Annotated in this window: 15 protein-coding genes; 12 read left to right on the forward strand and 3 right to left on the reverse strand. The window is 68.6% G+C overall.

Annotated elements, in window-relative coordinates:
* Positions 1 to 77 precede the first annotated feature (77 nt).
* The 3 genes from ACIQZN_RS22420 to ACIQZN_RS22430 form a co-directional block, all read right to left on the reverse strand.
* Entirely contained in the window at positions 78 to 1,211 is a 1,134-nt protein-coding gene (locus ACIQZN_RS22420; protein ID WP_403996582.1) for a DNA gyrase subunit B, read from the reverse strand.
* Positions 1,212 to 1,502: 291 nt separating this feature from the next.
* Positions 1,503 to 1,742: a hypothetical protein gene (locus ACIQZN_RS22425; RefSeq protein ID WP_403996585.1), complete on the reverse strand. Its 240-nt coding sequence runs from the start codon at positions 1,740 to 1,742 to the stop codon at positions 1,503 to 1,505.
* A gap of 229 nt (positions 1,743 to 1,971) precedes the next feature.
* Entirely contained in the window at positions 1,972 to 2,934 is a 963-nt protein-coding gene (locus tag ACIQZN_RS22430) for a DUF5937 family protein (protein WP_403996588.1), read from the reverse strand.
* A 66-nt stretch (positions 2,935 to 3,000) separates the two neighbouring features.
* Between ACIQZN_RS22430 and ACIQZN_RS22435 the strand changes: the two genes are divergently transcribed.
* The 12 genes from ACIQZN_RS22435 to ACIQZN_RS22490 all read left to right on the forward strand — a co-directional run bounded on the left by ACIQZN_RS22435 (position 3,001) and on the right by ACIQZN_RS22490 (position 19,518).
* Positions 3,001 to 3,474 (forward strand): cupin domain-containing protein, encoded by a 474-nt coding sequence (locus ACIQZN_RS22435; protein ID WP_403996591.1) that lies wholly within the window; start codon positions 3,001 to 3,003, stop codon positions 3,472 to 3,474.
* A 190-nt stretch (positions 3,475 to 3,664) separates the two neighbouring features.
* Positions 3,665 to 4,042 (forward strand): DUF4267 domain-containing protein, encoded by a 378-nt coding sequence (locus ACIQZN_RS22440; RefSeq protein WP_403996594.1) that lies wholly within the window; start codon positions 3,665 to 3,667, stop codon positions 4,040 to 4,042.
* Between the two features lie 329 nt (positions 4,043 to 4,371).
* Positions 4,372 to 5,838, forward strand: a complete 1,467-nt coding sequence (locus tag ACIQZN_RS22445) for a hypothetical protein (RefSeq protein ID WP_403996596.1) — start codon at positions 4,372 to 4,374, stop codon at positions 5,836 to 5,838.
* Positions 5,839 to 6,078: 240 nt separating this feature from the next.
* Positions 6,079 to 6,369, forward strand: coding sequence for a barstar family protein (locus ACIQZN_RS22450; protein WP_403996599.1), 291 nt, complete (start codon positions 6,079 to 6,081; stop codon positions 6,367 to 6,369).
* 341 nt (positions 6,370 to 6,710) lie between these two features.
* Positions 6,711 to 7,973, forward strand: coding sequence for a HEAT repeat domain-containing protein (locus tag ACIQZN_RS22455; RefSeq protein WP_403996602.1), 1,263 nt, complete (start codon positions 6,711 to 6,713; stop codon positions 7,971 to 7,973).
* 888 nt (positions 7,974 to 8,861) lie between these two features.
* Positions 8,862 to 10,295, forward strand: a complete 1,434-nt coding sequence (locus ACIQZN_RS22460) for an amidase (protein ID WP_403996605.1) — start codon at positions 8,862 to 8,864, stop codon at positions 10,293 to 10,295.
* 261 nt (positions 10,296 to 10,556) lie between these two features.
* Positions 10,557 to 11,582, forward strand: coding sequence for a LacI family DNA-binding transcriptional regulator (locus tag ACIQZN_RS22465; RefSeq protein ID WP_403996608.1), 1,026 nt, complete (start codon positions 10,557 to 10,559; stop codon positions 11,580 to 11,582).
* A gap of 230 nt (positions 11,583 to 11,812) precedes the next feature.
* The gene (locus tag ACIQZN_RS22470; RefSeq protein WP_403996662.1) at positions 11,813 to 13,060 is read left to right on the forward strand and encodes an extracellular solute-binding protein; all 1,248 of its coding nucleotides are present in this window, start codon (positions 11,813 to 11,815) and stop codon (positions 13,058 to 13,060) included.
* Between the two features lie 61 nt (positions 13,061 to 13,121).
* Complete coding sequence (locus tag ACIQZN_RS22475; protein ID WP_403996611.1) at positions 13,122 to 14,006, forward strand: carbohydrate ABC transporter permease; 885 nt, start codon at positions 13,122 to 13,124, stop codon at positions 14,004 to 14,006.
* Positions 14,007 to 14,017: 11 nt separating this feature from the next.
* Entirely contained in the window at positions 14,018 to 14,902 is an 885-nt protein-coding gene (locus ACIQZN_RS22480) for a carbohydrate ABC transporter permease (RefSeq protein WP_403996614.1), read from the forward strand.
* A 296-nt stretch (positions 14,903 to 15,198) separates the two neighbouring features.
* The gene (locus tag ACIQZN_RS22485) at positions 15,199 to 17,769 is read left to right on the forward strand and encodes a carbohydrate-binding protein (protein ID WP_403996617.1); all 2,571 of its coding nucleotides are present in this window, start codon (positions 15,199 to 15,201) and stop codon (positions 17,767 to 17,769) included.
* A 135-nt stretch (positions 17,770 to 17,904) separates the two neighbouring features.
* Complete coding sequence (locus ACIQZN_RS22490) at positions 17,905 to 19,518, forward strand: glycoside hydrolase family 13 protein (protein ID WP_403996620.1); 1,614 nt, start codon at positions 17,905 to 17,907, stop codon at positions 19,516 to 19,518.
* Positions 19,519 to 19,707: the final 189 nt, after the last annotated feature.

Below are 19,707 nucleotides of genomic sequence, written 5' to 3' on the forward strand. Positions count from 1 at the left end.
GTGCATCAGGGGTCCATGACCGCGGCAACCTGGGCGTACGCGCAGGCCAGTGGGGTCCGCGTGGCCGGCCTGGGGGCTCAAGAAGCTGCGGTGATCCGTCGTACGACGGCCGCGGCTCGTTCGGGGTGAGCCCTGAGCCACAGGCCCAGGTGCTCTTCCACAGCCTGCGTTACACATGCCGACACTTCGGAGTTGCCCAGCTGCTCGTGGATGGCACCCAGGAACTCGGGTTGGTCGAGCTTCACGGACACGACAGCTGTCAGCCCCTCGCCGATGCGGTCGGGCGGTACGTCAGGGGCCGCGGGCGCGAGGAGCCCCCGCTCGCGTGCGTACGCGTTGACGGCGGCGGTCACCCCGCTACGAAACCCCGCCACGTGGGTGCCTTGCGGGGTGGCCTGGCTATTGGCGTAACTCCGCAACCGCTCCCCGGGACAGTCGCACCAGCGGAATGCCACGTCCATCACCCCGGCCATGCGGGAGTCCTCCTGCTCGACGGCGATGGTGTCATCGGCGCCGTGCGCCGCCTCGTGGCCTTCGAGGAAGTCGAGGTAGTCACGCGTTCCCCCGGGGAAGCGCAGCCGCACCGAACGGGCCTCGGCCGGGCGGCGCAGGTCGGCGAAGGAGAGGTCCAGGCCCCGGTTCAGGAAGGCGAGTTCCCGCAACCCGTCCTCCAGCGCCTCGGCCGAGAACTCGGCGGCCCCGAAGATCTCGGCATCGGGCCAGAACGTGATCACGGTGCCGTTCCCGGCCCCTGTTCCGGACTCGGTGAGCGGAGTGACGGCGGCGCCACGCGCGTACTCCTGCTGCCACAGGGCCCCGTCATGCCGCACTTCGGCTGTCATCCGCCGCGACAGTGCGTTGACGACAGCGGGCCCCAGGCCGGAGGAGCTGAGCGGCACACGGTCACGGCCCCGGAACCCTGTCCCGGGCCCTGTGCGGGTGAGCCGGGCTTCGAGTTCGAGGCCGTCGGCGTCGCCCGCCGCGTCGTCGGCGACACGCACACCACCGTCCGCGGTGAGGGCGATGTCGACGGAGGTGGCACGTCCGCCCAGTGCCTCGTTCACCGCCCGGTCCGCCACCTCGTACACCAGGGCGTGCAGGCCCCGCGGCCCGGTCGAACCGATGTACATCCCGGGCCGCTTACGGAACGCAGCCGCGGCATACAGCACCTGGATGTAGCTCTCCTCGTACGCGGTGACTTCCTCGTCCACGACGCCCTCCCCGGGTTGTCCATCAGACGCGCCCAGGCTAGCCGTTTCCCGGCAAATGGCCAGGTCAGAGCCATGGTCAAGAGCCCGCAGGCGGTCGATTTCCCGCCCGTGGCAGACCCGCCGGGACGCGGGGACCACGTCTTCGGCAGAATGCGCCGATCGCCCCGCCGAAGGCGGTGAGGAGGCCTTTCTCCGCGGACCCACGGGGCGAATTTCCCGGGGATGGAGAAACGCCGCCGGTCACTGCCATCCGCTCAGTGGCCGACCATCGCGATCGGCGGGGCGGCACCGCTACGCATGCTGCGCGAATGGCTCCGCATCAACACGTTCCCAGGTGGTGATCTCCCGGGCGTCGAGTGCGGCCTCGTAGGCCCACTCGACATCGATCTCGAGGAAGACTGCCGGAGCTGCCCAAGAACCCGAGCGCCGACGCAGCGAGAGCCCGGAGGCGCCCGTACAGTCCGAGGCGTCGCTGGTGCGGGCCCAAATGCGGTGCTCCCAGAGCGCGCCCTGCAACGCGGTGACGGCCACGCCGTGGGAGGACCAGCGCGAGACCCACCTCGCCCGGCTCACCGCACAGCGTCCGGCCGTCGCCTCAGCCCCGACCCCCGCCGCACGCCCTGGACCACGCCCTGGTCGTCCTCTCCGTCGACCCCGACGCCGGCGGGCAGCGGCCCGGAGTCGCCGATTGCGTCGTGCGGGCCGCCATGGGGGCGTTGGGCACCCCGCTCTGTCCGGTCATCAGCAGCTTTCTGACCTGTCATGGTCGTGGCGGGGCTGCGGTCAGGAGAGTGCGTCCTGCCTCGGTGAGTTCGTACATGGCAGTGCGGCCGGCCCGGCTGCAGTCGACGAGCCCGGCGTCCCGGAGGATTGCCAAATGTTCGCTGGCCGTCGGGGCGGTGACGTTGACCAGTGCGGCCACCGCCGTCGTCTGCAGCGGAGTGGTGAGCGCCGCAAGGATCCTCGCCCGGGTCGCGCCCAGGAGACGGTGGAGGGATCTTGGAGTGGAGGGCGCCGCCCACAGGTACCGTCCTGATGCCGGGTAATAGATCGCCGGAGTCCAATGGTCCGAAGTGGTGCATTGCACCCGGTCGGTGATGAACAGCGACGGAACGAGGATGAGCCCCTGCGGGCAGTCGACGTCGATGTCCACAGGCTTCTCGACAGTGACGGTGTCGTCTTCGAACGCCGCGGAGGGGTGCAGGCGCGGAAGGACCGCGCGTAGTCCCTCACGGTTGACCTGGATGGCCCGGTCCAGCAACTCGGCACGCAGCGCCTGCCGCATGCCCACCCACTCCGGTTCCACCACTGTCCTCCAGAGGCGGCGCAGCGCATCGGCGGCCTCGGACCTGGCTCGCTCGGGGGCGTCGAGCAGCCGGCGGCCCATGTCTGCGCCCCGTTCCCGCATGGCATCGACCAGTTCCGCGTACGTCTGGTCCGCCGGTGCGGAGAGGAGGGCATCCATACCTTCCTCGAACGTCGGCTCACCGGTCATCGGTGAGGGGTCGAGGAAGTCGGGCCGATACGCGCCGTCGGCCATGAAGACGGTGAGCGCCCGCAGGTCCGGATGCGAAAGATGGAGGTGGCGACGGCGAAGCCACGGATGGAACATCGCGTGACGCTGCGGTTCGGTCAACAGCTGGGCAAGGCTGACCACTTCGTGGATCGGTGACATCGCCCACCGCACACTCGCAGCGCCGGCGCCCAATCGGTAGCGGATCATCCCCGTATTGTTAGGCCACCGCCGAAGTGAGCGCGAGCAGAACGGTGAAACCCCGAGACTCGGGCCATGACCGAAACAGAGTCGAGTGCCCGGGGTTCCAGGGAATCCGAGCAAGTCCAACAGACGCGAACGATCCGGCTGGGCGTCGGCGGATCGACCATCGAAGTCCTCGCCAGTCCGGCTCAGACCAGCGGGATGGTGAGCATCTACCGGTGGCGCATGTCGCCCTCCAGCCGCGGACCTGTCCCGCACTTTCATACGACCTTCAGCGAGACCTTCATCGTGGAAGAAGGCGAAGTCGACTACTTCGACGGGCAGGCATGGCGAACGCTGCAACCTGGCGACACCGTGCACGCCCCGAAGGGTGACGTCCACGCCCTGCGGAAGGAACGTGCCGAACCAGCCACCCTCCTGATGGCACTCTCGCCAGGCGTGCCACGGGAGGAGTACTTCGCACAGCTCGCCACCATCAACGAGGAGGAGTTGAGCCGGCTTCACGAAGACTACGACAACCACTTCGTCGACGCCGACGAGCGGTGACGGCGGCGCACCCTGTCCACCCTCTCCAGACAGGTGGCCTCAGGCGGCTGGTTCGTCACCGCCGCGTGATCCACCCCTCCCCTCCCAACGGACTACGTGCACGCCGAGGCGTACCCCGCCTCCGAGCTGGGCCCGCTCCTCCACCGACAGCTTCCACCTCTCCGGCACCGCCACGAAATGGATCCGTCTCATGCTCGCCGCCATCGCCACCACCCTGGCCGCCCTGATCGCCGCCGCTGTCGTCCTCGTCGGGGCCCGCCTTGTGTGGGCGCCCCGCTCTGCCGTCGGCTTCGGCATCCCCAACACCCGCCCCGATGACCCGGCCATGCGGTCATGGCTGGCCATCATGGGCGTCCGTGACATCGGCACCGGCCTGATGCTCGGGGTCCTGCTGATCGGCGCCACCACTCACCTGCTGGGCTGGGTCATGCTGGCCGCCGCGCTGATACCGGCCGGTGACGCGGCCGTCGTGGCCCGCAGCAAGGGGCCGCGCGCCGTTATCCACGGTGTCCACCTCGGCACCGCCGCCACCATGGTGATCATCGCTGCCCTCCTGGTCCTGGCCTGAAGGCCCAGCGGGAATGTGAACCCGGCTGGATTCTCCCGCAGCGTGCGCCAAACGGCGGCCGCCGCATTTCGACGCGGGCCCTCGACGCGGGCGCTCGACACGACCGCACCCGCTGTCCGAGATCCTCGCCCTGGCGCAGGACGTCGCCCCCGAGCCCGGCCAGGGCAAGGTCCTCCTCGCCGTGCTGGCCCGCTGACCTGCGTAATCGTCACCTAATTGGCGTTGACCCGCGCCCCGGCCACCCGCGATAGTGGCGCGTCGGCCGTCGCCGGTCGCTTCACAGGGTGGGGATCTTCATGCAGGACACCGGGCACACGAACACGCCCGACATGGCACAGCCGGCAGAGCCGGAGGCGGAGCAGCGGTCACCGCAGGCTGCCGCCGCGCTGGAAGCCGTACGGGACGCGCTCGCGGCGAAGCGCCGCGGCGAGGCACGCGAGCGGGCCACCGCCGCACTGGAGGAGTACGGCCCCGACCCGGAGCTGTACGCACTGCTGGGCCGGGCGCACGTCGCCGAGGACGAGGACGACCACGACGACGAGGCCGAGCGCGTCTACCGCCGCGGCCTCGACGCCTTCCCCGACAACTTGGCCCTGCTTGCCGCGTACGCCGAACTCTGCCGGGCCGCCGACGGACTGGAGCGCCCCGGCCGCGCCGCCCGCGCCGCGCAACTCGTGGCACGGGTCGAGGAACTGGCCCCCGACTCGCCGGAGGCGCAGCGGCTCCGCGCCCCGGTTCCGGTCTGGACGGCGCAGAGCGCGACGCCCCGGCTCTCCCTCTCCCACACCCAGCGCCATGACGTCCGCCAGGCACTGGCCGCCGCCCCGAACCTGGCCGAGGCGGCCCGCCTCGCCGAGGAGGAGGCGGGGCAGCACCCGCACAGCCTGCGCCTGGCCATCCGCGCCGAGACGCTCACCGCGTTCACCCGGCCCGGCCGCACGCTGCTCCTGTGGCTGATCAGGGCGCCGTATCTGAGCGTGCTCGCCGTCCTGGCGGTAGGCGCCCTGACGCTCGTCCTCGACGCGGCGGCGCGCTGGTCGGTGTGGGCGGGAGCCGGCGCGGTGCTGGCCCTCGTCCCGTATCGCCTGCTCGCCGTCCTGGAGAGCGGCGCCCGCACCCGTGCCAGGGACCGCGTTCCACCGCTCCCTGAGGGCGCACCGGAACCGGCGATCCCGCTGCCCCCGCCGCCCCCGCCCGGGCTGCGCGACTTCGCGGTGCTGGGCGCGGCGCTCACCCTCGCGGTGTTCGCACTGGTCTCGCCGATGGTGTTCAGCCCCGTGCCGCCCAAGGACTACCCGCGTTACACGGTCACGCCGCCGCTGGTGTTCCGGGGCATGCAACTGACCTCCGCCATGCCGGTGGTGGAGGGGGTCGACTCCGATTACGCGTCGCTGTGGACGCAGCTCATGGACACCGAGGGCACGTTCACCTACATCTACGGTGACTTCTCGTCCGCGAACGGCGAGGACGACCCGGCCACCATCATCGTCGGTGTGACGGGCGACTTCCGGGGCACGGCCGACACGCTCCTGAAGGGATACGAGTTGGGGCTGTCGGAGTCGGACTCGACCATCAACGAGATCTGGCAGCCGGACGCCGGCCCGGGCGGGGGCAGGCTCCGCTGCGTCTCGTACGCCGACGACACGGAGGCTCCCGGCGCACGCGTGGCGTGCAGTTGGGTGGACGACGGCAGTTACGGCACGGTCGTCATGAACGAACCCCTCGACCACGACACCGCGGCGGAAGCCGCCCGCACGGCGCGGGACGCGCTGCTGCACGGCGGCGTACGCGCCTAGCGAGGCCGTGTCGTCAAAACGGACCGCAGGGTCGAGGTTGCACGGTGCGGACGACCCGGCGGGCCCGGTGGGCAGAACCCACGTGCCAGCTCTGCCGCGCATGAGCGATGATCCACTCATATTGATTTCACCGCACGGCTCTGCATCGCCTACGACGTCGGGGACGAGTCCGGGCTGGTGCCTGCGATCTTGATCGAAAGACACTGAAGAAGTTGGCCCAAGAATGGACGGAGGGCGTGTGTGAGGGTAGAGATCAACGGTGCGGAGATGAGGTCGCAAGCGGATCTGCACAGGGTTCTGGCCGGCGCGTTGGACTTCGGCCCGTACTACGGGGCCAACCTCGCTGCGTTGTGGGACCGGCTGACTGTGGATGTGGAACGCCCTGTCGAGATCATCTGGCGTCATGCCAGTGCTAGCCGGGCGCTGATGGGCGAGGAGCAGTTCATCAAAGTCCGTGACCTGCTTGAGGCTGTCGCGGAGCAGGACCTGGTATACGAGTGGGCTGAGCGCCTGACGATCACGTTCGAGTAGCGAGGGCGAGTACGGCACGGGCACCCGAGAAGCACCGAGGAGCCATCCAGGCAGTTTCGTGTGGATCACTTCATACGAGCCCCGGCACTCCGTTGCCTCGAATATCCCAGGTCAGACAGACGACTCGCCGTGACGGCTTCACAGGAGTCGTGCCAGAGCCGCTTGCCGTGACGAAGCCGGACTTCGTAGACGTGATCCGACTCGACCTCGCCGTGCTCCCCAGGGCTGGGACCGTATTCGGTCTCCCACCTGCTGTGCAGGCTGGTATCCGCCCGGTCACGCCAGTTTCGGCAGATCTACACTCAGCTGCGACAGTGTTATGGGGGAGCAGGTTCTTGGGCATGGGCACGGGAACGAGCGATGCGATGGGCGGCCAGTCCTCCCTGATTCCCGCGGTCCAGGCCGGGGACACGGACCTGGTGAGGATCCTTCTCCACGAGCACAGCGACTCCGACTCCGTGGACGCCGCGTTCTGCTTGGCCGTCCGGATGCACGCCGGGCACATCGCCCAATTACTGCTTCAATACGGCGCCGATTCGGGCCAGAGCCGCCCCGAGGACCTCATCCCCCTGAGGGAGGCGGTCGACTCCGGTTCGCCCGCTCTGTTCGAGGCGCTCCTGGACCAGGAAATCCGCGGCAGGTATCCCGAGAGCGAACTCCTGAAGGCCCGGGACCTCGCGCGCCGCTGGCACGAGACGGGGGTCGAGGCCGAACTGCGACGCCGTACCGGATCTCGGGACGCTGTCGCACGCAAGCGGGTTCAAGACAGCGAGTACGACAGCGTCGTTGAGTTCACCCTTGGCGGCATGACGGTGCGGGACGGCCATGGGGCGATCCTCACGTACATCGAGGAACTGCTCGGGATACGAGCCTCGTTCGAGGTGTTGATGGACCGCGCGTTGGCTCAGGTCGATCGGCAGGATCATGCAACGTGGAGCCGTTCCAGCCTCCAGCTTGGTGGACGGCGCGAGGACGCAACCTGGAGCGCTGCGAGGGAACTGCGTACGAGCCCGGACCCGTCCCGCCGCTTGTTCGGTGCCGAGGTGCTCCGTCTTCTTCACTTGTTCGACCACAGCGACGAGGACGCGTTCGCCGGCCCCGCTCTGGACCTGTTCACCGGCTGGGCGGCAACAGAGACGGACGTCTCCGTCCTGACCGAGGTGCTCGTCGCTCTGGGAGAACACATCGACCCACGCGCGGAAGCGGCCCTTCTGCCCCACGCCGGCCATCCCGACGCCCGGGTACGGCGTGCGGTGGCGGAAGGGCTCCATGCGTTGTCCTCGCCGCCGACCTTTTCCGGTGATGCTCGTACGGCCTTGCTGGGGCTGATGGCCGATCCGGACGCGGTGGTACGGAAGAGCGCCTGCGGCGTGGTTGCCGAGAGCCCGGACCGCGATCACGTGTTCGCCGACGCCATGGCAGCTGTGCTGGACGATACGGACCGTCTGGTTCAGCTGGCTGCGGTCTACGGGCTTGCCCTCCGCGGCGACGAACGGTGCGTGGAAGCAGCACGACTCCTCGGCCCGCCGCAACGCGGTTCCCTGGAAGAGGAGCGCTGCCTCGACACGGTGTGGGATTACCAACGACGCCGCGACGGCCACTGAACGCCCCTACCCGTGCCTTTCAGCTGCTCCGGAGCACGGAATACCGCATGGTTCGATGACGCTCCCCGCCACCTGGCATCTCCGCCTGAGACGCTGGCCTGCGCATGCGCTACGCCAAACACCTCGGCGTGGAACGGTCGCCGATCGCGGCCGGCGCGCAGGAGAACCGATTTTCGGTGCCCAGTGCGGGGTCGTCGGCCATGGCGCGCAGCAACGCGACGGTCCGGGCGTCGGTGAGCATGGCACCGGTGGCCCGGCGGCGCGCGCCCTCGGCAAGGGCCGAGCTCGGCTCCGCGCGCGATCATTGCCGCAGGTGTGACGGTAGACGGCGTACCGCCGGGGTGGTGGCCGAGGCAGAGAAGCGGCTCCGGCAGGTATCCATCGTCCGACCTGCAGAGGCTTTAGGAGCGGCCGTCTACAGGCGATCAGGGAGCGCAGCCCTGGACTCTGCCCTGATCATGCGCGACGTCCCCGCCAACTGGCGCCCCCTCCCCACCATGGCCGCCAACCGAGGCGCTCGACTCGCCACGTGAAGCGCTCAGTCACATCCGGACCGATGCGGTTTGGGGCCCGCTCACGGAGTCTGCTCCGACTCCGTACGAACGCGGCGGTCAGCGGTGTGAGCATGCGATCGGCACGTGGTGGCGCTGGCTGACCCTGTTCCGGGCGGGGGCCGGAACAGCGACTGGTTCCCGGCCCGAGTACAGCACGCACGCATTCGGCATCCGGCCCGACACGTACGACCCGAAGCTCGACGTCGACTTCCCCCAATGCGCGGGCAGGAACTGACCGCTGTCGGCCTCGGCCAAGCTGCGTGAGCACCGAAGGACTCCACCTCCAGCGTGCCCGTGCCACTGCCGGTTCTTGAAATAGCTACGCCAGACGGACATGCAGGTGAGACGAGCCGTCAGGATCCGTCGAGCAGAAGGATTGGCAGGGCCGCCGGGGAGTCAGGCATCGGCACTCGAAGAGGCCACTCAGGCGGTTGATCCGCAGATCAACGCCGTCGTGGAGACCTGGCCGGCCGACGACGAACCCAAGCCCGGCAGTACACCGCTGGCCGGGGTCCCTTTCCTGATCAAGGACATCGGAGCCGCCATGGCCGGGCGGCGCATGGAGCTGGGCAGCCGCCTTGCGGTCGGCCACGTCGCACGCGCCGACTCCTTCCTCATGTTGCGCTTGCGTCGCGCCGGATTGGTGACGTTCGGACGTACCGCGACATCGGAGATGGCCTACAGCATCACGACGGAACCAGTGCTGTACGGCGCGACCCGTAACCCGTGGAACCTGGAGCGGAGCGCAGGTGGATCCAGCGGCGGCGCGGGCGCGGCCGTAGCTGCCGGGGCCGTACCGCTTGCCCATGGCACCGACGCCGCCGGCTCGCTGCGCGTCCCCGCCGCCTACAACGGCCTCTTCGGGCTGAAGCCCACCCGCGGCCGGGTCTCCATGGGCCCCGACCTCGACGAGCTCTTCAGCGGCTTGGCCGTGCCCGGCAGCGTCAGTCGCACGGTCCGCGACAGTGCGGCCCTGCTCGACCGGATCAGCGGCCCGGAACCGGGAGACCCCTACTTCGCCCAGGAGCCGTCCCGGCCGTACATGGAGGAAGTCTCCCGCCACCCGGGCCGACTGCGGATCGGTGTCGTCACCCAGGCTTGGGGTGGACGCCGCATCACCGCACCGGTGGCCGACGCCCTTTCTCGTACCACGGGTCTGCTCGAATCCCTCGGCCACCAGGTGGAGGAGGCCGAGGTCGGCCTCGGGGTCGGCTGGGAGGAGTACGTCTTGGCCAATGCCCATCTGTTCACGGCGAACCTCGCGGCCACGGTCGACGAGCTGGCTGCCGCCTTCGGCCGGCCCATTGATTCCTCCACCCTTGAACCGGCGACCCTCGCCGGCTACCACTACGGGCAGCGGGTCAGCGGCGCCCAGTTCGTCGCCGCTCTCACGATCCGGAACTCTGTCTCCCGCAGCCTGGCCCGGCACTTCGACACCTACGACATCTTGCTCACCCCGACCGTGCCGGAACTTCCCCCGCCCCTGGGCGCCTATGCCGAGAGCGCGCAGACGCTGGACGGCCTCGGCTGGATCGACACCGTCTTCGACCGCTCTCCTTTCACCATGCCTTTCAACATGGCGGGCACGCCCGCCATGTCTGTGCCGCTGACGGCCGACGCGGAAACGGGGCTTCCGATCGGCATGCAGTTCGCCGCCGGATACGGCCTCGAAAGCCGTCTCTTCCGCCTCGCCGGCCAGTTGGAACAGGCAAGCCCGTGGTCGGGCCGAATCCCCGCGGTGTGGGCAGGAAATCGCACGGGCCACTGAGACGCCCTGCAGCCGGGAGCCAACGAGCCGCGCGCTGAGCGAGCGGGAGAGGCGGCTGGTTGGCTCAGTCCTGTGGCCGCCGACCGCTGCTTCGGTCCCGTAGCCGTGGGGTCCTCGCTGGTCCGGTCCCAGGCTGCCTCGATCTGCCTCGGCGGACCCTCCACCGGCTGCCGGGCCGTCCCAGCGCCCGATTGCTGCCCTGCTCAACAAATTTTTGCGTGAGTCTGAACAGTTTTTGCGAGCTGTCTGTATGGTGGCGGCATGACAGTGAAGGTAGTGCAGGTAGCGGAGTTCGCGGGCGTGAGCCAGTTGACGGTCCGGCGCGTACTGAACGGCAGCCCGAGTGTCGCTGCGGCGACCAGGGAGCGGGTTCTGCGGGCGCTGGACGTCCTGGGTCTGAAACGTCCGGCCGGCGCGGTGGCGGAGCGGTCGCCGCTCGTGGGTCTCGTGGTCCCCGATCTGCAGAACCCGGTCTTCCCTTCCTTTGTGGAGGCCCTGGCGGGGCGTTTGAACAAGCGCGGTTATGTGCCAGTGCTTTGCACTCGTACAGCAGATGGAGTTTCCGAGGCCAACTACGTCGAGATGCTGCTCGCGCAGAACATTGGCGGGATCGTGTTCGTCGGTTCCAGCTACACGGACGTCGGCGCGGAGCAGGGGGCGGCGCTGAAGGAGCGGCAGGTGCCGATGGTGCTGGTGAACGTCGCCGACGAGAATTCCGACCTGGTGCAGATCGCCGCCGACGACGTGCAGGCCGTTCAGCAGGCCATGCTTCACCTCGAAGGGATGGGGCACGAGCGCATCGGACTGCTGGTCGGCCCCAGCGGCCATGTGCCGTCGGTCCGGAAACTGCGCGGCTTCGCACAGTTCTGGCAGTCCCGGGGCGTGCACCAGAGGCAGTGGACGCCCTGGGTGGGTCACAGCCTCTTCGCCCTGGAGGCGGGCGCGCGTACGATCTCCGATCTTCTCGACAAGGGGGTGACCGCAGTTGTTTGCGGAAGCGACACTCTTGCGCTGGGTGCGGTCAGAGGGGCCCGGCGGCGCGGGCTCACGGTGCCGGAGGACCTGTCGGTAGTGGGCTTCGACGACTCCGCGTTCATGAGCGCGGTCGACCCGCCCCTGACGACGTGCCGACAGCCGGTGGCCGCCATGGCCGAGGCCGCGATCGAGTCCCTCGACGAGCAGATCCGCAACCGTCAGGCCGTGCCGGGCCTGACCCTGTTTCAGGCGGAGCTGATCGTCAGGTCCTCCACCGCGAGACCGGGTTCCGGCAGGTCACGGCCGAACTAATCAATGTTTTGCAACATGTCATTGACTTTTTACATGGCTGACTTCTACCTTCTGCGTATCCGCCGGGGCTTCGGTTGACGGGGCGCCGGCGCAGTGCATCCACGGAAGGTAGATCAGTCATGAGCGGACTGCGCAGTCGCCGCAGATTCATCGGCGCGGGGATAGCCTGCGTTCTCACCGGAGGGCTTGCCGCCTGCGGCGGCTCTCCGTCGTCGGGCACCGAGGGCGGCGTGGTCACCATCTCGGTGAACGGTATGCCGCCCAAGACCCAGCCGGTGGACCGGAAGTACTTCGAGGAGGACGTCAAGGCCTTCGAGAAGGAACACCCGAAGATCAAAATCGATGCCCGCGAGGGCCAGATGGACCCCAAGACCTTCTCCGCGAAGCTCGCCGGGGGCCAGCTGGAGGACGTCTACTACGTCTACTTCACCGATCCCGCGGGTCTCATCCAGCGGCGCCAGGGCGCGGACATCACCAAGTACGCCAAGGAACTGTCACGGGTCAAGGACATCAAGCCCGAGTACTTGAAGGTGTTCACCGGACCCGACGGAGGGCTCTACGGCCTGCCGAACGGCCAGTACTCCCTCGGCCTGGTCTACAACCGAGACCTGTTCAAGAAGGCCGGACTCGACCCGGACAAGCCGCCCACCACCTGGGAAGCGGTCCGCACAGCCGCCAAGAAGATCACCGCGCTGGGCGACGGGACGGTCGGCTACGCCGACTACAGCAAGAACAACCAGGGCGGCTGGCACTTCACGTCGTGGGTCTACTCGATGGGCGGCGATATCGCTGCCCAGGACAAGGACGGGAAGTGGAAGGCGGCCTTCGACAGCAAGGCCGGCCGCGACGCGCTCCAGATGCTGCATGACATGCGCTGGACCGACGACTCCATGGGTACGCGGCAGCTGCTTCAGATCGATGACGTGCAGAAGATGATGGGCTCCGGCAAGCTCGGCATGTACATGGCCGGTCCGGACAACATTCCCACCATCGTCAAGCAGTTCGAGCGCAAGTACAGCGAGTTCGGCGTCGCCGCGATGCCGGGCGAGGCCACCCTCGGCGGCGGCAACGGCTTCATGTTCAACCCCAAGGCATCGCCGGAGAAGATCAAGGCCGGCATCGAGTGGGTCCTGTGGAAGTACCTCAACCCCGACCGCACCGAGTTCGAGGACAAGCGCGCCTCCGGCAACGACGTCCCGATCGGACTCCCGCTGGACCGACTCCTGAACGGCCTGGCCGAAAACAAGCAGGAACGCGCGCACGCGAAGTACGCCAACGTGCCGCAGGAGAACTACAAGCCGTTCACCGAGCGGAACGACCTCCTTACCCAGAAGGTCGAACCGCCGAACGCGCAGCAGATCTACACCGTTCTCGACGGCGTCATGCAAGCGGTCCTGACCAAGAAGGACGCAGACCTCGACCAGTTGCTCAAGGACGCGTCCAAGAGGGTCGACACCATCCTCGCGACGGTCAAGTGACATGGCGGCTCCGACCCTCACCCGGGAACCAGCTTCCCCTCCCAAGCCGCAGAAGGCCAGCATGAACAACCCGAGCAGGCGTCGGCGCCGTCTCAGCGAGCACCTCGTCGCCTACAGCTTCCTCGGCGCGGGCGTGCTCTGCTTCGCCCTCTTCTCCTGGTACCCGATCATCCGCGGCTGGCTCCTCGGCTTCCAGCAGGTGACCTTCTCCCAGCCCGCCACCTGGGTGGGCTGGGACAACTACCGCCGGCTCTTCGATGACCCCCTCTTCGTGACCGCGTGGAAGAACACCGGCTACTTCACCCTCCTCGCCCTCGTCTTCGGATTCGCCGCCCCCTTCCTCACCGCGGTCGTCCTCAACGAGTTCCGCCACGCACGTTCGTACCTGCGTATGACCGTCTACCTCCCGGTCATGCTGCCCCCCATCGTCACCATGCTGTTGTGGCGCTGGTTCTACGACCCGGGCCCGGGCCTGTTCAACAACGTCCTGGAGACCGTCCATCTGCCGGCCCAGCAGTGGCTCGAGTCGGAGAACATCTCCATGATCTCCCTCGTCCTGGTCTCCACCTGGGCCAACATGGGCACCACCACCCTCATCTACCTCGCCGCACTCGGCTCCATCCCCGGCGAGGTCTACGAGGCGGCCGAACTCGACGGCGCCTCCATCCGCCAGCGGCTGTGGCACGTGACGATCCCGCAGATGCGGTTCATCCTGATGATCACCCTCCTGCTCCAGGTCATCGGCACCATGCAGGTCTTCATCGAGCCCTACGTGCTCACCGGCGGCGGACCCAACGACGCCACCGTGACCGTCCTGCTGCTGCTTTACCGCTACGCATTCGTCTACAACGACTTCGGCATGGCCAGCGCCATGAGCACGGTGCTCTTCATCGTCCTCGGGCTCTTCGCAGCGGTGTACCTCCGCCTCACCCGCAGCAAGGGCTGAAAGGAACGACCATGTCCGACACCTCCGAACGCACCCTCATCGCCCCCGCGGAGATGAACCGGCGCACCGGCCGCTTCCTCTACTGGTTCGTGCTGTGCTCAACCGTCCTCGGTTTCACCCTCGCCTTCGTCTTCCCCCTCTACTGGATGGCCAGCGGGGCCCTGAAATCGTCCTCCGAACTGGCCGACCCGACCCCCACCCTCGTCCCGCACACCTGGCACCCCGAGTCCTATTCCCAGGCATGGACGAACGTCGGACTGAGCCACTACTTCCTCAACACTCTGCTCCTGGCCGCCGGCGCCTGGCTCACCCAGCTCCTCGTCGACGTGTCCGCCGCCTACGCCCTGTCCAAGCTGCGCCCCGCACTGGGCAACATCGTCCTGGGCATGATGCTGGCCACCCTGATGCTGCCCGTATCCGCCCTGCTGGTGCCGACGTACCTGACCGTCACCGACGTGCCGCTGTTCGGCGTCAACCTGATCAATACCCCCTGGGCGATCTGGCTGCCGGCCTGCGCGAACGCCTTCAACATCTTCATCCTGAAACGCTTCTTCGACCAGATCCCGGCCGAACTCCTGGACTCCGCACGCATGGACGGAGCCGGCCCCCTGCGCGTCCTGGTATCCGTCGTCCTGCCGTTGTCCCGGCCCGTACTGGCCGTGGTCTCCATCTTCGCCGTCGTCGGAGTGTGGAAGGACTTCCTCTGGCCCCTCCTGGTCCTCCCGGACCCGGCACGCCAGCCCATCACCGTCGCGCTCAACCGACTCGCCGAATTCATGCCTGCCAACCAGCTCCTGGCCGGCATGGTCATGGCCTCGATCCCCCTGCTGGTGATCTTCCTGATCTTCCAGCGGCACATCATCGCGGGCCTCACAGCCGGCAGCCTCAAGGGCTGACCCTCCGCCCACCTCCGCCGGTTCTGCCCCAGAGCACGCCACGGGCGAGTCCGGCGTACCCACAGTGCCGCAGCCCATCACCCCCACGACGCCTGCGGCACTTCTCGACAGCGGCCATCACCGCAGCACAGCCCTGCCCGGCCACCACCTCGGTCACTGCCCGCCGCCACCACGATCGGGCTCCGTTCCTCCCACGTCGAACCCGCACCCAGGCCCCGCAGACCTGCCCGGCCACCCCGTTCGCCCCAGCCACCGACCTTTCAAGGGCGATCCCCCTCCCGGAAGGACACACAGCCGTGTCGAAACTCCGCACCGTCAAGTCCCTCAAGCCCACCGCCGCCATATCCGCCGCCATGCTCCTGGCCCTCACCGGCGCCCTCTCCTACAGCCTGGCCACCCCTGCACCCGCCTACGCCGCCACCTCCACACTGGAGGCGGAGTCGGCGACCCTGTCGGGTGGCGCGGTCGGCCAGCAGGAGCACGCGGGATACACCGGCAGCGCGTACGTCGGCGGACTGACCGACGCGAACAAGGGCCGCGCCACGATCGCGACCACCCTCCAGTCCGCCTACGCCGGCGCCGGTACGGTCACCGTTCGCTACGCCAACGGAACCGGATCGGCCAAGACGCTCACCCTGACCGCGGGCGGCACGGCCCAGCAGATCACCCTGCCCGCAACCAGCGGCTGGGCGAACTGGTCCACCATCGACGTGCCGGTCACTTTCGCGCAGGGCGCCAACACCCTCACCCTCGCCTTCACCAGCAACGACAGCGGCAACGTCAACATCGACAACCTGAAGGCCACCACCCCGGCACAGCCGGACGCCCCGACCCCCGCGGACCCCTCCACGCTGGAGGCGGAGTCGGCGACCCTGTCGGGTGGTGCGGTCAGCCAGCAGGAGCACGCGGGATACACCGGCAGCGGCTACGTCGGCGGACTGACCGACGCCAACAAGGGCCGCGCGTCCCTCACCACCAGCGTGCAGTCCGCCTACGGCGGGGCCGGCAGTCTCACCATCCGTTACGCCAACGGCACCGGCTCCAGCAAGACGCTGACCCTGACCGTGGGAAGCAGTACCGCTCAGGTCACCCTGCCCGCCACCAGCGGCTGGGCCTCCTGGTCGACCGTCGACGTCCCGGTTTCGTACGCCGAGGGCGCCAACACGGTCAAGCTCGCCTTCACCGACAACGACAGCGGCAACGTCAACATCGACAACCTGAAGGCCACCACGCCCACCGACCCCGGCGACCCGACCGACCCGGGCGAGCCGGACCCGAGTGGCGTAGGTGCCACCCTGCCGTTCACCACCTACGAGGCCGAAGCCGGCAGCTTCAAGGGGTCGGCCATCGGCCCCGACCGCACCTACCTCACCGTGGCCTCGGAGGCATCCGGTCGTCAGGCCGTCAAGCTGACCCAGACCGGCGACTACGTCGAGGTCAAGCTCACCAAGCCCGCCAACGCCGTCAACCTGCGCTACTCACTGCCCGACAGCGGCGACGGCAAGGGCATCGACGCCACCCTCAGCGCCTACGCCGACGGCAAGGCCCTGCCCGACCTCCACCTCACCTCCCGCTACGCCTGGGTCTACGGCGCCTACCCGTACACCAACAACCCGGGCGAGGGTCAGGGCCACCGCTTCTTCGACGAGACCCGCGCCACCTTCGGCCAGACCCTGCCCGCCGGCACCGTCCTGCGCCTGCAGAAGGACACCGACGACACCGCCGCCTCCTACACCCTCGACCTGATCGAGGCCGAGGAGACCGGATCCGCCGTCACCCTGCCCAGCGGCTACGTCTCGGCCGCGGACCTCGGCGTCACACCGGGCGGCCAGGACGTCACCGCAGCCCTCAACAACGCGCTCAACACGGCCAAGAACCAGGGCAAGGGCCTGTTCCTCCCGGCCGGCACCTACAAGATCTCCGATCACATCAACCTCTCCGGCGTGAAGCTGCGCGGCGCGGGCGTGTGGCACACCGTGCTGCGCGGCACCGGCCTCAAGGGAGGCCTGTTCGGGCAGGGCGGCACCAGCACCATCGAAAACCTCATGATCGACGGTGAGAACACCGTCCGTGACGACGCCGGCGGCCAGGCCGCCATCGAGGGCGACTTCGGCACCGGGTCCGTCATCAAGAACGTCTGGATCCAGCACACCAAGGTCGGCCTCTGGATCTCCAGCCCGACCACCGGCCTCAAGGCCAGCGATCTGCGCATCCGCAACACCTACGCCGACGGCGTCAACCTGCACGGCGCGGTAAGGGACACAGTCGTCTCCAACAGCAGCATCCGCGGCACCGGGGACGACGCCCTGGCCATGTGGTCGGACGGCGCCGCGGTCACCAACAGCGCCTTCCGCAACAACACCGTCCAGCTGCCGTCCCTCGCCAACGGCGCCGCCGTCTACGGCGGAAACGGCAACAGCGTCGAGAACAACCTCATCTCCGACACCGTCGTCGCCGCCGCGGGCATCACCGTCTCCACCCGGTTCGGCGAACCGTTCAGCGGGACCACCACCGTCTCCGGCAACCTCCTGCGCCGCACCGGCAGCAAGGAAGTGAACTGGAACTCCAACCTCGGTGCCCTGTGGATCTACGCCGACGTCCACGACATCACCCAGCCCGTCGTCCTGAAGAGCAACACCGTCGAGGACTCCACCTACAGCGGACTGCTCATCTCCTGGCAGAAGCAGGTCTCCGACCTGCGCGTGGACGGACTGACCATCAACAAGACCGGAGCCAACGGCATCGAAGGCAACGCCGCAGGGAAGGGCACCTTCTCCAACACCAAGATCACCGGGACCGCCGGTGCCGCCCTCAACATGACCGGCGGATTCACCATCGAGCGCGGCAGCGGCAACTCCGGCTGGTAACCCCGACCCAACCCGGGCCCGGCCCCTCCCCACCAGCCGGCCCCGCGCACCACCCTGTAGAGACCCGTGGGCCCGGCCCAAGTCCCCGCCGGCCGGGCCCACGCACTGTTCGCACCACATACGAAGGCAGGCACCATGACCCCGCGCACCACCGACTGGTGGCGTCACGCAGCCATCTACCAGGTCTACCCGCGCAGCTTCGCCGACGGCAACGGCGACGGCATCGGCGACCTGGCGGGCGTGCGCTCCAGACTCGACTACCTCCAGCACCTCGGCATCGAAGCCATCTGGTTCTCTCCCTGGTACCTGACGCCCATGGCGGACGCCGGCTACGACGTCACCGACTTCCGCCGGATCGACCCCCGCTTCGGCACCCTCGCCGAAGCCGAGAAACTCATCAGCGAAGCCCACGAACGCGACATCCGCATCATCGTCGACGTCGTGCCCAACCACGTATCCAACGAACACGCCTGGTTCACCGCCGCCCTCAACGCCGAGCCCGGCTCACCCGAACGCGAACTGTTCTGGTTCCGCGAAGGCCGCGGCGACGACGGCGAACTGCCCCCCAACGCATGGCAGTCCATCTTCGGCGGCTCCGCCTGGACCCGGGTGCCCGACGGCCAGTGGTACCTGCACCTGTTCGCCCCCGAACAGCCCGACCTCAACTGGCGCAACCCCCTCGTCCGGGCCGAGTACGAAGACATCCTCCGCTTCTGGTTCGACCGCGGAGTCGACGGCATCCGGGTCGACTCCGCCGCCATGTGCAGCAAGGACCCGGACCTGCCCGACTACGACCACAGCGTCTTCCCCGACCCCCACCCCTACGTCGATCTCGACGAGAACCACGACATCTACCGCGGCTGGCGCGCCGTCGCCGACTCCTACCCCGAGCCCCGCGCGCTGATCGGAGAGGTCTGGCTCGCCGACCCCGACCGCTTCGCCCAGTACCTGCGCGCCGACGAACTCCACTCGGCCTTCAACTTCGACTTCCTCGGGTGCAGTTGGGACCCCACTGCTCTGCGCACCGTCATCGACCAGACCCTGGCCGCCCACGTCGGCGTCGGGGCCCCCAGCACCTGGGTGCTCTCCAACCACGACGTCACCCGCCACGTCACCCGCTACGGCCGCCCCGACACCAGCACCGCCGCCGGCATCCGCCAGTACAACCCCGTCGTCGACGAAGACCTCGGCCGCCGCCGCGCCCGCGCCGCAGCCCTGCTCACCATGGCGCTGCCCGGCGCCGTCTACATCTACCAGGGCGAGGAACTGGGCCTGCCCGAGGTCGAGGACATCCCCGCCCACCGCCGCGACGACCCCATCTACCACCGTACGAACGGAGAAGATCCCGGCCGCGACGGCTGCCGCGTCCCGCTGCCCTGGAGCGGCACCACCGAGCCCTACGGCTTCAGCCCCGACAGCGCCGCATCCCCCTGGCTCCCGCAGCCCGCGACCTGGGCGCGGCTGACCGCGGCCGCCCAGGACGCCGACCCCCACTCCATGCTCACCCTCTACCGCCGGGCACTTGCCCGTCGCGCGGCCGAACCCGCCCTGGGGGACGGGCCCATGCAGTGGCTCGACTACGCGCCCGACGTCCTCGCCTTCACCCGCGGTGAGAGCTTCACCTGCATCGTCAACCTCTCCGCCACCCCCGTACAACTCCCGGACGACGCCCAGGTCCTGGTCTCGTCCCAGCCGCTGAGCCAGGGCGTGCTGCCCGTCGACACCAGCGTCTGGCTGCGTACCGCCTGAACCCGCACACCGGGCTGTGGTGTCACACCTCGTGACACCACAGCCCGGTCACGTCTGTGGCGCGGGCGCGGGGGCAGGTTTCGGCCGTTTTCCCCTGATCCGGGCCGTGGGGTGTTTGAGCGGGACCCCTAGCAATTTGGTCCAGACCATTGACCCGCCGTTCGGTCGCTCTCTAGCATTTGCGGCATC

This window comes from Streptomyces sp. NPDC097595 (assembly GCF_044761525.1).
Taxonomy (GTDB): domain Bacteria; phylum Actinomycetota; class Actinomycetes; order Streptomycetales; family Streptomycetaceae; genus Streptomyces; species Streptomyces drozdowiczii_A.